Genomic DNA, 19,340 nt, shown 5'->3' on the forward strand with positions numbered 1-19,340 from the left:
CCAGTCATGATATTGATGAAGATGTGTACAATTTATGCTTCACCCCCGTGATGAAAATACGTTAGGCTTTGTTGATTATATTTTACAAAGGATGTTGTTATGGGTACGCCTCTATTTCAATTGCCACATACGCAGTCTTATTACGCAGCAACAGCCAAGTACCCGCAGCGATATCCTGAATTGACTGAAGCTATTACTGTCGATGTGTGTATTGTCGGTGGCGGTCTCAGTGGTATTAACTGTGCGCTAGAGTTGGCGCAACGTGGCTATTCGGTTGCGTTGCTCGAAGCCAACAAAATCGGATGGGGCGCATCGGGTCGAAATGGTGGCGAGCTAATCCGTGGGATTGGTCATGGGATTGAGCAATTCACCAATCAGATAGGACGAGAAGGTGTCGACGCTATCAACCAAATGGGTGTGGAGGCGGTTCAGATCGTCAAAGATCGCGTTGATGAATTTAACATCGACTGTGATCTGGTGATGGGGTATTGCGATCTCGCCCTAAAGCCTTCCCATATGAAGGAATTGCAGGAAGATTTTGATTCGTTGGCTGAAAGTGGCTATCCCCATGAAACGCGAATGCTCAGCAAAGCAGATTTATCAGAAGTTATTGGTTCAGAACGCTATATCGGCGGAATGCTCGACATGGGCAGTGGTCACTTGCACCCATTAAACTTAGTGACAGGTGAAGCGGTTGCCGCTGCAAGTCTTGGCGTTCAACTGTTTGAAGACAGCCCAGCAGTAGAAATTCAAAAGGGCACCAAGCCGCTTGTCAAAACACCCAATGGGCAGGTGACATGCAGTTACGTGTTGCTGGCGGGCAATGCGTATATTGGTAATAAACTCGAGCCCTACGTCGGTGGTAAAGTTCTGCCTGCAGGCAGCTATATCATCGCAACAGAGCCGCTTTCCGATGAACAGGTAGCAAGCACTATTCCCAAGAACATGTCATTTGCTGATCTCAGCATCGCGTTGGACTACTACCATCTCTCCGGCGACAATCGACTCTTGTTTGGCGGCTTGTGTACCTATTCAGGAAAAGACCCGCGTGATATAACCGCAGCGTTGCTACCCAATTTGGAACGCGTATTCCCGCAACTCAAAGGTGTGAATATCGACTTTGAATGGGGCGGCATGATTGGTATCGGCGCAAATCGCTTGCCTCAAATTGGTACCTTGCCAGACGCACCGAATATTTTCTACGCGCAAGCATATTCAGGGCATGGCCTCAATGCAACGCACATGGCGGGCAGGGTGGTAGCAGAAGCGATTTCTGGCACGGCAGAACGGTTTGATGTGTTCGCCAAGGTCAAACATATGACATTCCCAGGAGGCCCTCTATTACGTTCGCCTTTGCTGGCTATTGGGATGACGTATTACAAGATTCTAGAGGCACTACAATAGTCCCGTGTCTAATTGAAGGCATGGCTTAGCAGCTCTACGGCGAATTCCCACACTATAAAACGCTGGTAATGTGGTATGTCGGGCTAGGTCGTGCCAAAAATTTTAGTTTATTCCATGTGTACAATTGATTAATATCCGCGCCCTTTTTATATAAAAGTGCGTCGATGCTGCTTAGGTGGTTTGTCGAAGTATTGCGCTGCGCACTGGCACTAAGGCAATGATTAACATCGATTTCAACAAGCATTTTCTCACCCGCTTTCTCTTATTTAGTGTGTTTTTTCTCGCCGCCATGTATCTCGTGCTGCTTTCACACATCGTCACCCATAAAGAGAAATTGGATGACCGCGCAGCGGCGAGACAGCTGACCATCATTGAAAGTCAAAAGCACTACATTCAATCAACGATGAAATCCGTGGTTAAAGACACCTTATTTGTTTATGACCTGTCGGGACAGTTACGTATATACGACTACCTTGACCAAGTTTCGTCTCCAAATAGCGAGGAGGTACTAAGTACTTACAAAGCATTGTTGTACGCATTCGTTAAGCGAAAAGGTATTTATGACCAAGTTCGATATTTAGACACGTCTGGCCGGGAACGAGTGCGGATTAACTTTAACCAAGGCTGTCCAGAAATCGTCGAGGACGCTCAACTACAGTCCAAAGGTGCACGTTATTACTTCCAAGAAGCACTTGCACTCAGCAAGCACCAAATCTATGTATCTCCACTTGATTTGAATATGGAAAGGAAAAAGATTGAGATTCCCTATAAGCCAATGATAAGGCTATCGATTCCCGTCTTTGACGACAAAGGAGAAAAGCGAGGGTTGGTCGTACTTAATTACCTCGCAAGTCATTTGCTTGATGGTGTAAAACTGCTGGCGTTGTCTGATAACGTTGAGTACATGTTGGTCAATGCTGATGGCTACTACCTGTCACACACGCACCATCCAGAAAAAGAATTCTCGTTCATGTTCGACAAGGACAGTCAGCAGACTATCTATCAACACTTTCCCGGTATTGAATCCTTGTTGAAATCGGCAGAGCCACTCCAAATAGATAGAGAAGAAGGACTGTTTACTGCAGCAAGCATTGGGCCTAAAAACGCGGTGAATCCATATTGTTTTGGTGGATATCATGTGAAAAATGGACGCTATCTGTCTTGGGAACTCATCTCCTTAATTCCGAGAAAAACCAACAGCCTCATTGCACATAGCTTTTCGAATTATGGCTCACTCATCGCTTTTTTGAGCGTAGTATGTGTGTTGGCAGGTTATATAACGGCTCGTTATCAGCAAAATAGGAAATTGGCGGTGCAGCGAGTGTTTCATCTTGCGCATACCGACGCGTTATCGGGTTTGCACAATAGAATGTCATTTGAGAAAAATGTTCAGCGAGCTCTCGATAATCAACACACAGGTTTCCTGCTTTACATTGACCTTGATGACTTTAAGCAGGTGAATGACGATCACAGCCACTTTGCTGGGGACAGTATCTTATTGCATGTCGCAGACAGTATGAGGGCGATATTTGGTGAGAGTGCGATATTGGGAAGGTTAGGGGGGGATGAATTTTCTGCTTTCGTCTATCACACCAATAAACAGCATGACATCAAGGAACAAGTTGGTTTGTTACAAACCCTGATTAAAAGCCCAATCACCTATGATGGGGAATATATTCGGGTTGGGTCGAGCATTGGCGGGGTGGAAGTCTGTTCCTTTGACACAGATTTACCGGTATTGATGCAGCGTGCCGACCAAGCGATGTATGTTGCCAAGCGTTTAGGTAAAGACCAGGCACATATACTTACCGCTTAAGCATGACAGAAACCAAAAGCCTCGCGTCATCGCGAGGCTTTTACTGTTGATGCCCGTATTCAAAGAGCTATCCAAACTTTAAAGAGCAATCCAAGTCGCTTTGACCTCGGTGTACTTTTCAAAGGCATGCAGCGACTTATCGCGCCCGTTTCCAGATTGTTTGTAGCCACCGAAGGGGGCTGTCATATCGCCGCCGTCATAATGATTAATCCACACCATGCCCGTTTTAAGGGCTTTCGCCGTTTTGTGCGCTTTGCTGATATCTGACGTCCACACTGCGGAAGCGAGACCATAGTCGGTGTCGTTAGCAATCGCGATGGCTTCTTCGGGGGAATTAAACGTGATGACCGACAGGACGGGACCAAAGATCTCTTCCTGAGCAATCACCATTTCATTGTTCACATTATCAAACACAGTCGGGGCCACAAACAGACCGCCCGTTTCTTCCATCACGCGTTGACCACCGCACAGTAACGCGGCACCTGCGTTTTGGCCTTTTTCAACGTAAGAGAGCACCGTATCGAGTTGATGTTGGTCAACCATCGCACCGACCTGTGTTTCGGGATCAAGAGGATGGCCGGGTTGCCATGTTTTGAGGGCTTCAACGACTTTAGAAACAAACGTGTTCTTGATAGAGGCCTCAACGAGTAAGCGAGAACCCGCTGTACACACTTCACCTTGGTTGAATGCAATCGCAACCGCTGCTGCTTCTGCGGCTGCGTCCAAATCAGGGGCGTCGGCGAAGACGATATTGGGACTTTTGCCGCCAGCTTCCAACCACACACGTTTCATGTTGGACTCACCTGCATAGATCATTAATTGTTTTGCGATGCGTGTAGAGCCCGTAAATACCAAGGTATCGACATCCATGTGCAATGCGAGTGATTTGCCTACCGTGTGCCCAAAGCCCGGAAGAACATTCAGAACGCCTTTTGGCATGCCGGCTTCCAGTGCGAGTTGCCCGAGCTTTATGGCCGTGAGAGGCGATTTTTCCGAAGGCTTGAGGATCACCGAGTTACCGGCGGCGAGCGCAGGACCAAGTTTCCAGCACGCCATCAGCATAGGGAAATTCCAAGGCACAATCGCGGCAACAACACCAATAGGCTCTCGAGTGATCATGCCGATTTCATTGTGAGGCGTGGGCGCGAGTTCGTCATAAATCTTGTCGACTGCCTCGCCCGACCAGCGAATGGCGCGTGCGGCACCGTAAACATCTACGGCTTTGGAATAGCGAATAGGTTTACCCATATCGAGGGTTTCAAGCAGTGCCAGTTCATCACCGTTTTCTTCAATGAGCTCAGCGAAACGGATAACGATTTTTTTCCGTTCAGCGGGCGGAAGGTGAGACCACGCCCCGCTCTCAAAGGTATTCCTTGCGCTGACGACGGCTTTGTTAGCATCGTCCAAATCACAACTTGCAACCTTTGTGAGTAACCGTCCATCAATGGGGCTAAAGCAGTCAAAGGTATCACCAGAGGTGGCGTTTTGGTATTCACCATCAATAAATGCGCGGCCTTCGATGGTCAGTGATTGCGCCATCGTTTCCCACTCATTGCGAGACAATCGAGCACTCATAAATTCCATTCCTTTCGTTAGATTTATACCGAACACACACGATGTATTCACTGTGCACTATTTCAAAATATTTTACAATTTCGCAAATTATTCTTTTTATCTTGAACACAGTTTATATACTGTTCATTATATTTGACATGGTGTTGTCCAAACGACAACGTGTAACGAGTAAGGAAACGTGACTATGGCAGTGCAAAAAACACGCAGCGAAGGGACGAGTCTGGATAACTTTTGGATGCCGTTTACGGCAAACCGTCAGTACAAAACGACCCCGAGGTTGCTCGTCAAAGCTGAAGGCATGTATTACACCGATGTAGAAGGCAATTCGGTGCTGGATTCCACCGCAGGCCTTTGGTGTTGTAACGCAGGACACAGTCGACAGGAAATCACCGAGGCGGTGAGTCGACAGATTTCTGAGCTGGATTACGCGCCAACGTTTCAGATGGGGCATCCACTCCCGTTTGAACTGGCTGAACGTTTGGCGGATATGGCTCCTGGTGATTTGAACCATGTCTTTTTTACCAACTCGGGATCGGAGTCTGGTGATACGGCGTTAAAAATTGCATTGGCGTACCAACGTGCGCGAGGCCATGCTAATCGCACCATGTTTATTGGTCGTGAGCTTGGATACCACGGTACAGGTTTTGGTGGAATCTCTGTGGGTGGCATGGTGAATAACCGCAAAGCGTTTAACAGCCAACTTCTGCCAAGTGTGGCTCACCTTCCCCATACGCTGGATATCGAACGAAACGCGTTTTCTAAAGGATTACCGGAAAATGGTATTGAGAAGGCGGACTATTTAGAGCACCTCATCATGCAACATGGCGCGGAGAATATTGCCGCTGTGATGGTGGAGCCAATGTCTGGTTCTGGGGGGGTTGTTCTTCCTCCTGTCGGCTATCTAAAACGTCTTCGCGAAATCACCGCCAAGCATGACATCTTGCTCATTTTTGATGAAGTCATTACCGCATTTGGTCGAGTGGGAGATGCTTTCGCCGCCCAGCGTTGGGACGTTATTCCTGACATTATCACTACGGCCAAAGCACTAACAAACGGTGCTATCCCCATGGGGGCGGTGATTGTCAGTGAGAAAATCTATGACGCTTGTATGCAGGCACCGGAAGATACGATTGAACTGTTCCACGGCTATACCTATTCAGGGCACCCAGTAGCGGCTGCAGCAGCGTTGGCAACCTTGGATATTTATCGCGATGAGAAACTCTTCGAGCGCGCGCGAGAGATGGAAGTGGAATGGGAAGATGCGGTGCATTCATTGGCTAATTTGCCCAATGTTATCGATGTGAGGAACACGGGGCTCATTGCGGGTATTCAGTTTGCACCGAGTGAGAAGGGCGTTGGCAAGCGTGGCTATGATGTGTTCACGCAATGTTTTTATGACGGCCTGTTAGTGCGTGCGTCGGGAGATATTATCGCCATGTCGCCACCACTCATCGTTGAATCCAAACACATCGACCAGATTGTCAGTACGTTAGAAAAAGCGATACGAAATTCAATATAACTTTCAGGGAAGAACAACATGGCATCAGTAACACATTATATCGACGGACGTCATACCGTAGAAAGCGAGCGCAAACAGGCACTGTATAACCCTGCCACTGGCGAAGTGAGTGGGGAAGTCTCTCTCGCTTCAACGGGTGAAACTGAAGCGGCTATTACATCGGCAAAAGCGGCGTTTCCGGTGTGGTCTGAAATGTCGCCGCTTCGACGAGCACGTGTGCTTTTCAAGTTTAAGTCGCTGGTGGAAGAGCACATTGACGAACTCGCCGCACTAATTACGCAAGAGCACGGTAAGGTCTTGGACGATGCGAAAGGCGAGCTGACGCGTGGATTGGAAGTGGTGGAATTTGCTTGTGGTATTCCCCATTTGTTGAAAGGCGAAATTACCGAACAAATCGCAAATGGCGTGGATTCGTGGTCGCTCAATCAACCGCTTGGTGTGGTGGCGGGTATCTCTCCCTTTAATTTTCCCGTGATGGTACCGATGTGGATGTTTCCAATCGCCATTGCGTGTGGAAACTGCTTCATCATGAAACCATCGGAAAAAGACCCAAGTTCAACTATGCGGATTGCAGAGCTTCTGAAAGAAGCAGGACTTCCTGATGGTGTCTTCAATGTCGTAAATGGTGACAAAGAGGCGGTGGATGTATTGCTGACACACCCTGATGTGCAGGCGGTAAGCTTTGTAGGGTCAACCCCAATTGCAGAGTATATCTACAGCACTGCCTCGCATCATGGGAAGCGCGTTCAAGCACTAGGTGGTGCGAAAAACCACATGGTGGTGATGCCAGATGCAGATTTAGATCAGGCCGTTGCCGCCCTTATGGGAGCAGCATATGGATCAGCGGGTGAACGTTGTATGGCGATTTCTGTCGCTGTAGCTGTCGGTAATGTTGCGGATGCTTTGATAGAAAAACTGACGCCCAAAGTTGAGGCTCTGCGCGTGGGTAACGGGGTAATTGAAGGCATGGAAATGGGGCCGTTGGTCACAGCCGATCACCTGAAAAAAGTAGAAGGTTATGTTGCTGCCGGTGTGGAAGAAGGTGCCACCTTGGTCGTTGATGGAAGAGGTGTTGAACCCGAAGGTGGCGAAGGTTTCTTCCTAGGAGGCTGTTTGTTCGATAACGTTACGCCAGAGATGACGATTTATCGCGATGAAATCTTTGGGCCTGTACTTGCTGTGGTTCGCGTACCTGACTATGCAACAGCAGTTAAGCTGATTAACGAGCACGAGTTTGGCAACGGTACCGCCATTTTCACCCAAAATGGTGATGCAGCACGTCAGTTCTGTCATGAAATTCAGGTGGGCATGGTAGGTGTCAATGTTCCCATTCCTGTGCCAATGGCGTTTCATAGCTTTGGTGGTTGGAAACGATCTTTATTTGGGGCGCTGCATATGCATGGTCCGGATGGTGTGCGTTTTTACACAAGGCGCAAAGCCATTACGGCGCGCTGGCCTACGGGATTAAGGGCTCAGGCCGACTTTATCATGCCGACGATGAAGTAAGGTTTAAAGGCCAATCAAAAAGGAGCCCTTTGGCTCCTTTTTTTATGCAACCTTAATGGCTTCGGCATGTTCGAGACGTTCAGGCTTGCTGAACTGGTAGCCTTGGAATAAATCAAATCCCAATGCGAGGGCAAATTCGCATTCAGCTTGAGTCTCTATTTTTTCCGCCAATAACTGGAAAGAAAAGGCATGTCGGTATTGGGAAACAAAGGCTTCGATTTCCCTAAAAGATAGCTGTTGAAAATCGATTTTGATGATATCCGCAAGTGGAATAAATGACAGCCAGCGTTCACTAGGCACAAAGTCATCGAACGCAATTTTATACCCATGGGACTTCAACGTAGTGAGTGCTGAAAACAGTGCGGCGTTGGGTTCGCAATCTTCTAACACCTCGACGATGAGAGAGTCTTTGGGGTATTGCAGTGCGGTACCGTCGACCAGACTTTCGAAACCAAAATTGATGAAAACAGGTTTGTTGTCTGTCAGAGATATCGGTTGGAGCCCTTGGCTAAACAATATTTCCAGCACAGACTGGGTGGCATACCTTGAAGGTACACAAGGAAAGCAATCGCTTTTACCTTCGCGAAAGAGGAGTTCGTAAGCCACAACGTTGTGTTGTCGGTCGAAAATGGCTTGTCGTGCGATGCGAGAACTCATAAAAAATTCGATGTGCCTTGAAATAAAGATACGAAACTAAGTGTACAAAATGTCTCAAAGTTGAGAGTGTTAATTAAGTCTGATATTTCGCGATGAAAAATAACGGTGCAAACCATACTTTTCTCATCTTGATCTGGCAAACTTTTCTTTCTGAAATTTTTAGTTAGGGAGGTATTGCGTCAAATGCGCGGGTTTCCAACTCGCATCCGTTGGCGGTACAGCGAAGGATTGAGCCTTGCGTATACCAGTCACCGAGCACAATTCGATGTGCAGATTGATTGCTAATACTTATCTCATGCTTGGCAGGACGATGGGTATGTCCGTGAATCAATTGTGTTACGTTTTCACTGTCCATCACACGAATCACCTCGCTCGGGTCCACGTCCATGATGTCATAAGATTTGAGTTGGTTGCTGTCACTGCTGCTTTGGCGAAGCTTTTCACCAACTTTCTTTCGGATACGTAAAGGTAAACGGAAGAAGAGCCATTGAATCAATTTGTTATGCACTTTCTTGCGATACCGTTGATAGGCTTCATCTTGAATACAAAGCGTATCACCATGCATTATCAGCGTGGGTTTACCGAACAAATCAATGACGCAATGCTCTGGGAGTAAAGTCATGCCTGCCTGCTTGGCAAAACGTTTTCCAACCAGAAAGTCGCGGTTACCGTGAATAAAATACACGGGAACACCACGATCGTGCAAAGACTTAAATGCCGCTGCAACACTTACGTGTAAGGGGGTTTCATCATCATCGCCAATCCAAGACTCGAAAAGGTCACCTAGCACGTAGAGTGCAGATGCTTCCGTTGCCTCTTCCTTTAAGAACCGAAAAAAGCAGTGTGTGATTTCCGGGTGAGATGGGCTGAGATGGAGATCTGAAATAAATAATACGGTCATAGAAAGAGGGCAGTGGAAATCCACTGCCCCTCAACATCTTATTCTTCGATGGTAACGCTTTCGATGATAACTTCTTCAACAGGTACGTCTTGGTGAACGTAACCCCAGTTACCCGTAGCAACATCTTTGATTTTATTCACGATGTCCATGCCTTCAACGACTTCTGCGAATACACAGTAACCCCAACCGTCCATAGACTCAGATTTGAAATCTAGGAAGGTGTTGTTGTTAACGTTGATGAAAAACTGAGAGCTAGCAGAATGCGGTTCCATAGTACGAGCCATCGCCAGTGTGCCGATTTTGTTGCTCAGACCGTTGTTTGCTTCGTTCTTGATTGGCGCGCGGGTTTCTTTCTCTTCCATGCCAGAAGCCATGCCGCCGCCTTGGATCATGAAACCATCGATTACACGGTGGAAAAGCGTGCCGTTGTAGAAACCGTCGCGGCAGTATTGCAGAAAGTTTTCTGCAGTTACCGGCGCTTTCTCAGTGTTAAGTTGGATTTTGATGTCACCAAAGTTGGTATGAAGCGTAACCATGATATGTTCCTAATTAGGGACTGTTAACGTTGCAACCCAAGGACTCAAGTAAGTTCCCTGAACGCGTTTGGCTTTAAACGGTTGATTCTATCTCAGTGGTAGTCACATTCAACCGATCTCGCGCGAAAAAAGCACATAGATCGAGCCAAGTGCTTTTCTCTTAGTCGAATTCTTAGTCCTTCCCTTGTATTGCCTTGCCTAAAACCAAAGGAAAGGGTGTAATATGCCTTTCTTATATTCACTGTTTTATTGTAATGGGTAACCCGACTACCATGTTGAAGATTTACAACTCCCTCACCAAGCAAAAAGAAGAATTTAAACCTATTCAGCCTGGCAAGGTTGGCATGTATGTGTGTGGGGTTACCATTTACGATTTATGTCATATCGGCCATGGTCGTACTTTTGTGTCTTTTGACGTGGTATCCCGCTACCTGCGTTACTCAGGTTATGACCTGAAATTCGTACGTAACATCACCGATATCGACGACAAGATCATCAAGCGTGCTAACGAATATGGCGAAACCTGTGATTCGTTAACCGAGCGTCTGATTGGCGAAATGCATGCAGACTTTGACGCACTGAACATGAAACGCCCGGATGTTGAACCTCGTGCGACGCAATTCATTGCAGAGATCGTTGAGCTGGTGGAACGTCTTATCGAACGCGGCTTTGCTTATGTGGCATCAAACGGTGACGTACTGTTTGAAGTGGCGAAATTTGACGAGTACGGCAAACTGTCTCGCCAAGACCTAGACCAGCTTCAAGCGGGCGCGCGTGTTGATATCGAAGAAGCGAAGAAAAGCCCATTAGATTTCGTGCTTTGGAAAATGTCGAAGCCAGGCGAGCCAACGTGGGAATCACCTTGGGGTCCTGGTCGCCCAGGTTGGCACATTGAATGTTCAGCAATGAACTCCGCCATTTTGGGTAATCACTTCGATATTCACGGCGGTGGCTCAGATCTGACGTTCCCACACCACGAGAACGAAATTGCACAATCGTGCTGCGCGCATGACACCCAGTATGTAAATACATGGATGCACAGCGGCATGGTAATGGTTGACCGTGAGAAGATGTCAAAATCACTGGGTAACTTCTTCACCATTCGTGACGTTCTTGCGCATTACGATGCAGAAACTGTTCGTTACTTCTTGATGTCTGGTCATTACCGTAGCCAATTGAACTACAGCGAAGAAAACCTGAAGCAAGCTCGTGCTGCGGTTGAGCGTTTGTACACGTCTCTTCGTGGTTTGGATTTGTCCGTAGCTGCAGAAGGTGGCGAAGTGTTCGTTGAACGTTTTAAAACGGCAATGGACGATGACTTCAATACGCCAGAAGCGTACTCAGTGCTGTTTGATATGGCGCGTGAAATTAACCGCCTGAAAGCGGAAGATGAATCTTCAGCGGCGAAACTGGCCGCGCGTATGCGCGAGCTGGCAGATGTGCTTGGCCTATTGGGCCAAGAGCCTGAAGCATTCCTTAAAGGAAATGCACAAGGCGGTGATGATGAAGTCGCTAAAATCGAAGGCTTGATCAAAGCACGTAACGATGCACGTGCGAGCAAAGATTGGGCAGCAGCAGATGCTGCGCGTGATGCACTGACCGAAATGGGCATTGTGCTGGAAGACGGTGCTGCTGGTACCACTTGGCGCCGTAAGTAATTCACGACAATCTACACGCTTTTTATCAAAACAAAAACGGTGCAATCGCACCGTTTTTTTGTATCTGCAGTGGGTGAATTTTATTCACGAATCCCCTTAATTTTCGCCTTATCAGGCGACTAAGCGATACGCGTTATGAGACTGTATTGCTATATGTCGTGATTTCTCACTAGTTAGAACTAATTAGCCCAAGTTATCGACAATCCTTCACAAGTAGTCTTTCGGCCAGAGATGGCATTGAGTGAACATTTGAGGAAGGAAGTATGAACAAGCTAACGACTATCGCATTCTTAATCAGCAGTACGATTAGCTTTGGTGCACAAGCAGTCAACATATACAAAACGGCAGACGCTTCATTGGATATTGGTGGACGGGTAGAGCCACGCTTTAATATTTCTGATGCAAATGAACTGAATTCGAGTAATTCAAGCTCATTTGATGATATCAGCCGTGCCCGCCTTTATATCGACGGTAAAACAAAAGTTACTGATTCCATACATGTCTTCGGTTACTACAACGGTGAGATGTTCTCAGGCAGTTCTGACATCAAAAACCGCTATATGTACGCCGGTATTGGCACACCTTACGGCGCGTTTTCCTACGGTATTCAAGACTCTGCGCAGGTGATTGTGACCAATGTTACTGACATCATGGAGACATTCGGCGGTAACTCGGCAGATATTCTAAATGGCAATGCCGATGAGCAAGAGAACAACTTTGTTTATCTTACACAGCTACCTATGGATCTGACGCTAACGCTGAATTACATCAAAGACGACGACAAAGGCAACTACACGGGCGGGGGATCGGTATTCTATACATCACCCGTTGGTATTCAGGTGGGGCTGGGTTATATCTCAGGTGAACAAGGCAGTGTAGATGCAGACCAATATAATTTCGCTTTAGCCTATACATGGGAAGATCTGTATATCGGTGCATTATATGTGTCGGGTGAAATAGATAGCGTAGATATTGAAGGCTATGAAATAGCCACACAATATACGTTAGGGGATTTTATATTCAGATATGTATATAACTATCGAGATTCAGATTATAAAACCGCAGCAAAAATAAGCGACTATGCCGTAAATAGTAATGCGATTGAAGGCGTTTATAATATAACAAATAATTTTGTTACTTATGCTGGTTATGAATTTAATCGACTGGATGGTCAAGCGAACGATAACCAACTACAAGCAGGTATTCGTTACAGCTTCTAACAGATACATCCGAGCTTACTGTATCCTATATACGAGAGCATTCGTGTGGGGAGCAAGCTAGGGAAGGACCAGAAAGACCGCGTTGAAAGGGCATTCTGCGAGGGGAGATCTCTCAGTCAAGGTTACTAAAGGACAGTAAGTAACCTTGCCTGCCTTCCTAGCTTGCAAGTAAAGGCAGCTCACCAGATCCTTCCGCTTCGAATGCCTTCGAAGTCACTTTAATAAACCAACCTGAATATAAGTTGAATTTTATCGTATTAATTTTGTTTTTTCGACGGTTAACACAATACGTTGAATGTCACCTGAACGAAATATGCGTATAATAATTTATTGAAACATGCGTAATAGCTATAGTTATACATAATTAATAAATGCGCAATGAATAGAAATTGCTCTCTTTTAATTAAATTGAAATAAACCTTAACCCACGCTAAACAGATTCCCGATTTATATTTCATCAAATAGAAAGAGACGTTACCTTGATTTCAGGTGTTTACTCCCTGAACTAAAAGGTAAAATAATGAAAAAAGTTGTTCTAGCTACTGCCATTTTGGGTACATTTGCTGCCGCTTCTTCACAAGCTATTACTGTCTATTCTGATGATGACTCAAGTCTGGAGATTGGTGGTCGTGCTGAAGCACGTTTCAACATCTCCGATGCAAACGAATCAGATAGCACCACATCATTTGATGACATCAGCCGAGCCCGTATCAATATCGCGGGTGAAACGAAGGTCAATGACAACGTATCTGTATTTGGTTTCTACGAGGCAGAACTGAATGCAGAAACCTCAGACATCGACAACCGTTACCTGTTTGCGGGCTTTGATACCACCTACGGTGCGTTTTCCTACGGTAAACAAGACTCAGCTCAGGTAATTCTGACCAACGCGACGGATATCCTTTATACCTTTGGTGGAGACGCTGCAGATCTCACGAAGGGTAACGCGGATAAAGTGGACAATAACTTTGTGTACAGCAATACCTTTGCTGACTCAGTGATTGTTACCGTGAACCATGCTCAAGAAGAAGAGAAAGGCAACTACAGCTCAGGTGCTTCGGTTGCTTATGAATTGCCATTTGGTCTGCAAATCGGTGCGGGTTACGTCGATGGTAAGCAAGATGATGAGAAAGCGAAACAATACAACTTGTCAGCGGCATATTCTCTGAATGACTTTTACGTCGGTGCATTAGTAACGCGCGGTGAAATCGACAATGTAGACTTAGAAGGCTACGAGTTTGCTGCATCTTACACCCTGAATGATTTCGCTGTTCAGTACGTATACAACTACAAAGATGTAGACAATAACCACAGCCTTCAAGGTGTCGATGAAGTTGATTATCACGCGATTGAAGGCGCATACACAGTCAGTGCAGACTTCACTGCATACGCGGGTTATAAGTTTGATCGACTGAAAACAGATGGTCACCGCAATGACGACCAAATTCAGGTTGGTCTGCGTTACGACTTCTAAGTGCCTGAAAATAAAAAGGAGCCGAAAGGCTCCTTTTTTGTGTGCATCACTCTTCACTCTTCACTCTTCACTTTTCGCAATCGCATTCAAATCGCTCCCGCAGTACTTACAAAAAGACGCATCGTTTTCATGTCCTGCTTTTGAACAGTTAGGGCAGTTGGTCGCTTGTCGTTGGGTTTTTAACTGCTGCCCCATTTGAGCCGTGATAATGCCGGTCGGCACAGCAATAATGGAGTAACCCATCAGCATGGTAATCGAGGCCAACGCTTTACCAACGTCGGTTTGGGGGACGAGGTCACCATAGCCGACCGTTGTCATTGTCACGATCGCCCAATAGATACTGTAGGGGATGCTCGTAAAACCATGCTCGGGTCCTTCAATGACAAACATTAATGATCCAAATATGGTGACCAACACAATCACAGCGTAGAAAAAGATAAAGATTTTTCTGCCTGACATTTTTAGTGCTGATAACAATACGTCGGATTCTTGTAAATATCGCATCAATTTCAGCACGCGAAAGATACGAAGCACCCGCAACAAACGTATCGCCATTAAGTAATTGGTGCCAGGGAAGAGCATTGCTAAATAGGTGGGGAGTATCGCCAAGAGATCGACAATGCCGTAAAAACTTTTGGCATAGGCTTTTGGCGCGGGGGAGCAATACAGGCGTAATGCATATTCAATGGTAAAGAAAATCGTAAAGCCCCACTCAATCGTGAAGAACCAGAATCCGTACTTTGCCTGCATTTCGCCGATAGACTCTGCCATCAACACCACAATCGACGCGATAATGATGATGATCAAAGCGATATCAAAGGCTTTCCCATCACGGGTTTCAGTGCCAAAGATGGTCGTGTAGAGGTACTCCTGAACAGCATTCCTGCTCATGATTGCTCTCAAAGAAAAGGGTGGTTTATGAGAAGTTTAGCAGCCGTCACCCACTTGTGTGGCAGTGGGTGACAGAGAAGGTAGGTGTGCGGTTAGCTTAAACCTGGGAAAAGCGCGCGAAGGCCATTTGTAATAAACTCGATGCCCAAAGCCGCGAGGATCAAGCCCATGATACGGGTAATGACGTTGATGCCTGTTTGACCCAAGAACTTTACAATTGTTGGCGCAAGTTTGAGTAATCCCCAAATACCCGCTGCAAAGACACAGATCGACGCGATTAGCCCAACCGTATCAACAGAGCTTGGGTAGCGGCTGGCATAAACAATCGTCGAACTGATCGCACCTGGACCTGCCAACAGCGGCATAGCCAAAGGAACAACGCCGATTTGTTCTCTGCTGACGGATTCGGATTGCTCTTGTTTGTTTTGTTTATCCTCACCTAGCTTACCGCTCATCATGGTAAACGCGATGCTAACCAGCAGCAGACCACCTGCGACACGGAACGAATCAAGCGAGATACTAAAGAAATCTAACAGTAACTGGCCGGCCAAAAGGGATATGATCAAAATAGCTGCGACTGCAATACTGGCGGTATAAGCGGTTTTGTTCCGCTCAACAGGATCTTGATGCGCAGTTAAAGAAACAAATATTGGCATGATCCCTAGCGGGTTCACTGCGGCGAACAAGCCAATGAAAAATTGAAAAAATATTACAAGCTCGATGCTATTCATTCCCAATTACTCTGTGGGTATATAAAGGAGAGAACCTGACGCAGATCTCATAATCTGCATCTTGGCCGCTAGTATAGCGATGAAAGATTAAATGCCAATATGTAGAGGGTTTGATAGAGATAAATTCTCGATATTGTATTAAAGGCGGTGTTTACCCTAGTGTACAGTGGGATTGATTAATAATTTGAGCTTTAAACTTTTTCCTAAAATGCACCTGCAATAGACTGAAAGTTTGAGCTGTGTCGCAATTTATTTCACGCTTCGAAATATGTGATCTGGCGCACCTAAAATTGAATGTGAGACACGAATCATATGTGGTACATTCACGTAGTTTTCTTGCGGGATTTGCTGATTTAAAGCACATTTTTAGTAAGAATTGATGGTGTTTTGACCGATTGGTGAAAAAGATTATGAAAGTTTACTACACATGATCCGGATCAACTTTCTGCTTTAGCGAAATTCTATAATCGGTTTTGAGAGTTATTTACTAAACGCTTGCCAAACAGCATAGAGGATGTGTGTTGTTTAGGCCTCTAAGCAAAGAGCGTGTGGTTACTAAATAATTTTCAAACTTTAGGTATGTAGGAGACAAATATGCCTGTAACTAACGTAGCCGAACTCAACGCAATGGTTGAACGTGTTAAGAAAGCACAGAAAGAGTTTGCGACTTTCTCTCAAGAGCAAGTTGACCAAATCTTCCGCGCTGCTTCTCTGGCTGCTAACAATGCTCGTATTCCTTTGGCACAACAAGCTGTTGAAGAATCTGGCATGGGTATCGTCGAAGACAAGGTTATCAAAAACCACTTCGCATCAGAATTTATCTACAACAAATACAAAGATGAAAAAACCTGCGGCATTTTGGAAGAGAACGAAGAGTTCGGTACTTTCACTATCGCTGAACCAGTAGGTATCATCTGTGGTATCGTCCCAACTACCAACCCTACTTCAACTGCGATCTTCAAATCTCTGATTTCTCTGAAGACCCGTAACGGTATTATCTTCTCGCCACACCCACGTGCGAAAAACTCTACAAATGATGCAGCTAAACTGGTTCTAGACGCAGCAGTAGCAGCGGGCGCACCAAAAGACATCATTGGCTGGATCGACGAGCCTTCAGTAGAACTGTCAAACCTTCTGATGAAGCACGACGACATCAACCTGATCCTTGCAACTGGTGGTCCAGGCATGGTTAAAGCGGCTTACTCTTCTGGTAAACCAGCTATCGGTGTTGGCGCGGGTAACGTTCCAGTTGTTATCGATGAAACTGCAGACGTAAAACGTGCTGTTGCTTCTATCCTAATGTCTAAGACGTTCGATAACGGCGTAGTTTGTGCATCTGAGCAAGCGGCAATTGTTGTTGATTCAGTATATGACGAAGTGAAAGCGCGTTTTGCTTCTCACAAAGGTCACGTACTTAACAAAGACGACGCAGCAAAAGTACGTAAAGTACTTCTGATTGACGGCGCACTAAACGCGAAAATCGTTGGCCAGCCAGCGGTTAAGATTGCTGAAATGGCAGGCGTAACTGTACCAGCAGACACCAAAGTACTTATCGGTGAAGGTCTGGGCAAAGTTTCTTATGACGACGAGTTCGCACACGAGAAACTGTCTCCAACTCTGGGTCTGTTCCGTGCAACGGATTTCGAAGACGCAGTAGCACAAGCAGTTACCATGGTTGAAATTGGCGGTATCGGCCACACGTCTGGTCTTTACACTAACCAAGACGTAAACCAAGACCGCATCAAGTACTTCGGCGACAAGCTGAAAACTGCACGTATTCTTGTAAACATCCCAACCACTCACGGTGGTATCGGTGACCTGTACAACTTCAACGTTGCACCGTCACTGACTCTGGGCTGTGGTTCATGGGGCGGTAACTCAATCTCTGAGAACGTTGGTCCTAAGCACCTTATCAACAAGAAGACTGTAGCGAAGCGAGCTGAAAATATGCTGTGGCACAAACTACCTAAATCTATCTACTTCCGTCGTGGTAGCCTGCCAATCGCACTGAGCGATCTGGAAGGTAAAAAACGCGCAATGGTTGTAACTGACCGCTTCCTGTTCAACAACGGTTACTCTGATGAAATCGTTGCGCTGCTAAAAGCACAAGGCATGGAAGTTCAGACGTTCTTCGAAGTTGAAGCTGACCCAACACTGTCTGTTGTACAAAAAGGTGCAGCGGCAATGCAAAGCTTCCAACCTGACGTAATCATCGCATTGGGCGGCGGTTCACCGATGGACGCAGCGAAAATCATGTGGGTAATGTACGAGCACCCAGAAACGCATTTCGAAGAACTGTCAATGCGCTTCATGGACATCCGTAAGCGTATCTACAAGTTCCCTAAAATGGGTAAAAAAGCTGAGTTGGTATGTATCACTACCACATCAGGTACAGGTTCAGAAGTTACACCTTTCGCAGTTGTAACTGACGACAAGACCGGTGCGAAATACCCACTGGCTGACTACGAATTGACACCACAAATGGCAATCGTAGATGCGAACCTAGTAATGAACATGCCTAAGTCTCTGACTGCGTTCGGTGGTTACGATGCAGTAACTCACGCACTGGAAGCTTACGTATCTGTTCTTGCGAACGAGTACTCTGATGGTCAAGCACTTCAAGCTCTGAAGATGCTGAAAGAATACCTACCATCAAGCTACGCGAACGGTTCTAAAGACCCAATCGCTCGTGAGAAAGTACACAACGCAGCGACTATCGCAGGTATCGCGTTTGCGAACGCATTCCTGGGTGTATGTCACTCAATGGCGCACAAAATCGGTGCTGAGTTCCACCTGCCACACGGCTTGGCGAACGCACTGCTGATTTCTAACGTTGTACGTTACAACGCAAACGACAACCCAACGAAGCAAACTGCATTCTCTCAATACGACCGTCCACAAGCACGTCGTCGTTACGCAGAAGTTGCTGACCACCTGGGTCTGTCTCAAGCTGGCGACCGTACTTCTCAGAAAATCGAGCGTCTGCTGGGTTGGTTGGAAGAGCTGAAAGGCGACCTAGATATCCCACTGTCTATCCAAGCTGCGGGTGTATCTGAGTCAGACTTCCTGGCAAAAGTGAACGAGCTAGCGGTTGAAGCGTTCGATGACCAATGTACTGGTGCGAACCCACGCTACCCTCTGATTGCTGAGCTGAAAGAAGTTCTGCTGGCTTCTTACTACGGTAAAGCGTTCGTTGAAGGCGAAACGGTAGAAGGCACTTCAGTAATCAAGAAGAAAGCTGACCAAGAAGCTGCTGCGAAACCAGCTGCTAAAGAGAAGAAAGAAGCTGCTAAAGCATAATTCTCTCAAAGCATGAAAAAAAGCCCGCATTAAGCGGGCTTTTTTATTGGCAGTGGCATACCTGATATTGCTCAGAACAACCAATCGGAGAGAAAGCTATCCTTTTGCCAGCTCGCCGTTAAGCGAAAAAGGCACTTTCTCAATTGGCTGCT

At 46.4% G+C, this 19,340-nt stretch carries 14 protein-coding genes; 8 read left to right on the plus strand and 6 right to left on the minus strand.

Features of this window, described 5'->3' with window-relative positions:
- Nucleotides 1-99: 99 nt before the first annotated feature.
- Nucleotides 100-1,404 (plus strand): NAD(P)/FAD-dependent oxidoreductase, encoded by a 1,305-nt coding sequence (locus LRP49_RS18095; RefSeq protein ID WP_274143710.1) that lies wholly within the window; start codon nt 100-102, stop codon nt 1,402-1,404.
- Nucleotides 1,405-1,621: 217 nt separating this feature from the next.
- Complete coding sequence (locus LRP49_RS18100; protein ID WP_274143711.1) at nt 1,622-3,220, plus strand: sensor domain-containing diguanylate cyclase; 1,599 nt, start codon at nt 1,622-1,624, stop codon at nt 3,218-3,220.
- Nucleotides 3,221-3,298: 78 nt separating this feature from the next.
- Here the strand turns inward: LRP49_RS18100 and LRP49_RS18105 are convergent, their stop codons facing one another.
- Entirely contained in the window at nt 3,299-4,795 is a 1,497-nt protein-coding gene (locus tag LRP49_RS18105) for an aldehyde dehydrogenase (protein WP_274143712.1), read from the minus strand.
- 184 nt (nt 4,796-4,979) lie between these two features.
- Between LRP49_RS18105 and aptA the strand changes: the two genes are divergently transcribed.
- Both aptA and LRP49_RS18115 read left to right on the plus strand, forming a co-directional pair.
- Complete coding sequence (gene aptA, locus LRP49_RS18110; protein WP_274143713.1) at nt 4,980-6,314, plus strand: omega-aminotransferase AptA; 1,335 nt, start codon at nt 4,980-4,982, stop codon at nt 6,312-6,314.
- Between the two features lie 18 nt (nt 6,315-6,332).
- Nucleotides 6,333-7,820: a CoA-acylating methylmalonate-semialdehyde dehydrogenase gene (locus LRP49_RS18115; RefSeq protein WP_274143714.1), complete on the plus strand. Its 1,488-nt coding sequence runs from the start codon at nt 6,333-6,335 to the stop codon at nt 7,818-7,820.
- Nucleotides 7,821-7,862: 42 nt separating this feature from the next.
- On the opposite strand, the gene LRP49_RS18120 is transcribed toward LRP49_RS18115, so the two are convergent.
- The 3 genes from LRP49_RS18120 to LRP49_RS18130 form a co-directional block, all read right to left on the minus strand.
- Complete coding sequence (locus tag LRP49_RS18120; protein WP_274143716.1) at nt 7,863-8,477, minus strand: EAL and HDOD domain-containing protein; 615 nt, start codon at nt 8,475-8,477, stop codon at nt 7,863-7,865.
- A 163-nt stretch (nt 8,478-8,640) separates the two neighbouring features.
- Nucleotides 8,641-9,378 carry a UDP-2,3-diacylglucosamine diphosphatase gene (gene lpxH / locus LRP49_RS18125; RefSeq protein WP_274143718.1) on the minus strand — a complete coding sequence of 246 codons (738 nt, stop codon included), beginning with the start codon at nt 9,376-9,378 and terminating at the stop codon, nt 8,641-8,643.
- Between the two features lie 38 nt (nt 9,379-9,416).
- Complete coding sequence (locus LRP49_RS18130) at nt 9,417-9,914, minus strand: peptidylprolyl isomerase (protein ID WP_274143719.1); 498 nt, start codon at nt 9,912-9,914, stop codon at nt 9,417-9,419.
- 272 nt (nt 9,915-10,186) lie between these two features.
- Here LRP49_RS18130 and cysS point away from each other — a divergent pair, with 272 nt between their 5' ends.
- The 3 genes from cysS to LRP49_RS18145 all read left to right on the plus strand — a co-directional run bounded on the left by cysS (nt 10,187) and on the right by LRP49_RS18145 (nt 14,266).
- On the plus strand, nt 10,187-11,572 hold the full coding sequence (gene cysS, locus LRP49_RS18135; RefSeq protein WP_274143721.1) for a cysteine--tRNA ligase: 1,386 nt from the start codon (nt 10,187-10,189) through the stop codon (nt 11,570-11,572).
- Nucleotides 11,573-11,835: 263 nt separating this feature from the next.
- Nucleotides 11,836-12,792: a porin gene (locus LRP49_RS18140; protein WP_274143722.1), complete on the plus strand. Its 957-nt coding sequence runs from the start codon at nt 11,836-11,838 to the stop codon at nt 12,790-12,792.
- A gap of 520 nt (nt 12,793-13,312) precedes the next feature.
- Nucleotides 13,313-14,266 carry a porin gene (locus LRP49_RS18145; protein ID WP_274143724.1) on the plus strand — a complete coding sequence of 318 codons (954 nt, stop codon included), beginning with the start codon at nt 13,313-13,315 and terminating at the stop codon, nt 14,264-14,266.
- 60 nt (nt 14,267-14,326) lie between these two features.
- On the opposite strand, the gene LRP49_RS18150 is transcribed toward LRP49_RS18145, so the two are convergent.
- Both LRP49_RS18150 and LRP49_RS18155 read right to left on the minus strand, forming a co-directional pair.
- Nucleotides 14,327-15,157, minus strand: coding sequence for an ion transporter (locus LRP49_RS18150; protein WP_274143726.1), 831 nt, complete (start codon nt 15,155-15,157; stop codon nt 14,327-14,329).
- Nucleotides 15,158-15,249: 92 nt separating this feature from the next.
- Nucleotides 15,250-15,888: a YchE family NAAT transporter gene (locus LRP49_RS18155; protein WP_274143728.1), complete on the minus strand. Its 639-nt coding sequence runs from the start codon at nt 15,886-15,888 to the stop codon at nt 15,250-15,252.
- Between the two features lie 594 nt (nt 15,889-16,482).
- Here LRP49_RS18155 and adhE point away from each other — a divergent pair.
- Nucleotides 16,483-19,188 (plus strand): bifunctional acetaldehyde-CoA/alcohol dehydrogenase, encoded by a 2,706-nt coding sequence (adhE, locus tag LRP49_RS18160; RefSeq protein ID WP_274143729.1) that lies wholly within the window; start codon nt 16,483-16,485, stop codon nt 19,186-19,188.
- The last annotated feature ends 152 nt before the right edge of the window (nt 19,189-19,340 follow it).

Source organism: Enterovibrio qingdaonensis (assembly GCF_028683135.1).
GTDB classification, from domain to species: domain Bacteria; phylum Pseudomonadota; class Gammaproteobacteria; order Enterobacterales; family Vibrionaceae; genus Enterovibrio; species Enterovibrio qingdaonensis.

Excerpts from the sequence above, each read along its gene's own strand:
- LRP49_RS18095 (WP_274143710.1), top strand. The coding sequence starts at position 100 with ATGGGTACGCCTCTATTTCAATTGCCACATACGCAGTCTTATTACGCA.
- LRP49_RS18100 (WP_274143711.1), top strand. The coding sequence starts at position 1,622 with ATGATTAACATCGATTTCAACAAGCATTTTCTCACCCGCTTTCTCTTA.
- LRP49_RS18105 (WP_274143712.1), bottom strand. The coding sequence starts at position 4,795 with ATGAGTGCTCGATTGTCTCGCAATGAGTGGGAAACGATGGCGCAATCA.
- aptA (WP_274143713.1), top strand. The coding sequence starts at position 4,980 with ATGGCAGTGCAAAAAACACGCAGCGAAGGGACGAGTCTGGATAACTTT.
- LRP49_RS18115 (WP_274143714.1), top strand. The coding sequence starts at position 6,333 with ATGGCATCAGTAACACATTATATCGACGGACGTCATACCGTAGAAAGC.
- LRP49_RS18120 (WP_274143716.1), bottom strand. The coding sequence starts at position 8,477 with ATGAGTTCTCGCATCGCACGACAAGCCATTTTCGACCGACAACACAAC.
- lpxH (WP_274143718.1), bottom strand. The coding sequence starts at position 9,378 with ATGACCGTATTATTTATTTCAGATCTCCATCTCAGCCCATCTCACCCG.
- LRP49_RS18130 (WP_274143719.1), bottom strand. The coding sequence starts at position 9,914 with ATGGTTACGCTTCATACCAACTTTGGTGACATCAAAATCCAACTTAAC.
- cysS (WP_274143721.1), top strand. The coding sequence starts at position 10,187 with ATGTTGAAGATTTACAACTCCCTCACCAAGCAAAAAGAAGAATTTAAA.
- LRP49_RS18140 (WP_274143722.1), top strand. The coding sequence starts at position 11,836 with ATGAACAAGCTAACGACTATCGCATTCTTAATCAGCAGTACGATTAGC.
- LRP49_RS18145 (WP_274143724.1), top strand. The coding sequence starts at position 13,313 with ATGAAAAAAGTTGTTCTAGCTACTGCCATTTTGGGTACATTTGCTGCC.
- LRP49_RS18150 (WP_274143726.1), bottom strand. The coding sequence starts at position 15,157 with ATGAGCAGGAATGCTGTTCAGGAGTACCTCTACACGACCATCTTTGGC.
- LRP49_RS18155 (WP_274143728.1), bottom strand. The coding sequence starts at position 15,888 with ATGAATAGCATCGAGCTTGTAATATTTTTTCAATTTTTCATTGGCTTG.
- adhE (WP_274143729.1), top strand. The coding sequence starts at position 16,483 with ATGCCTGTAACTAACGTAGCCGAACTCAACGCAATGGTTGAACGTGTT.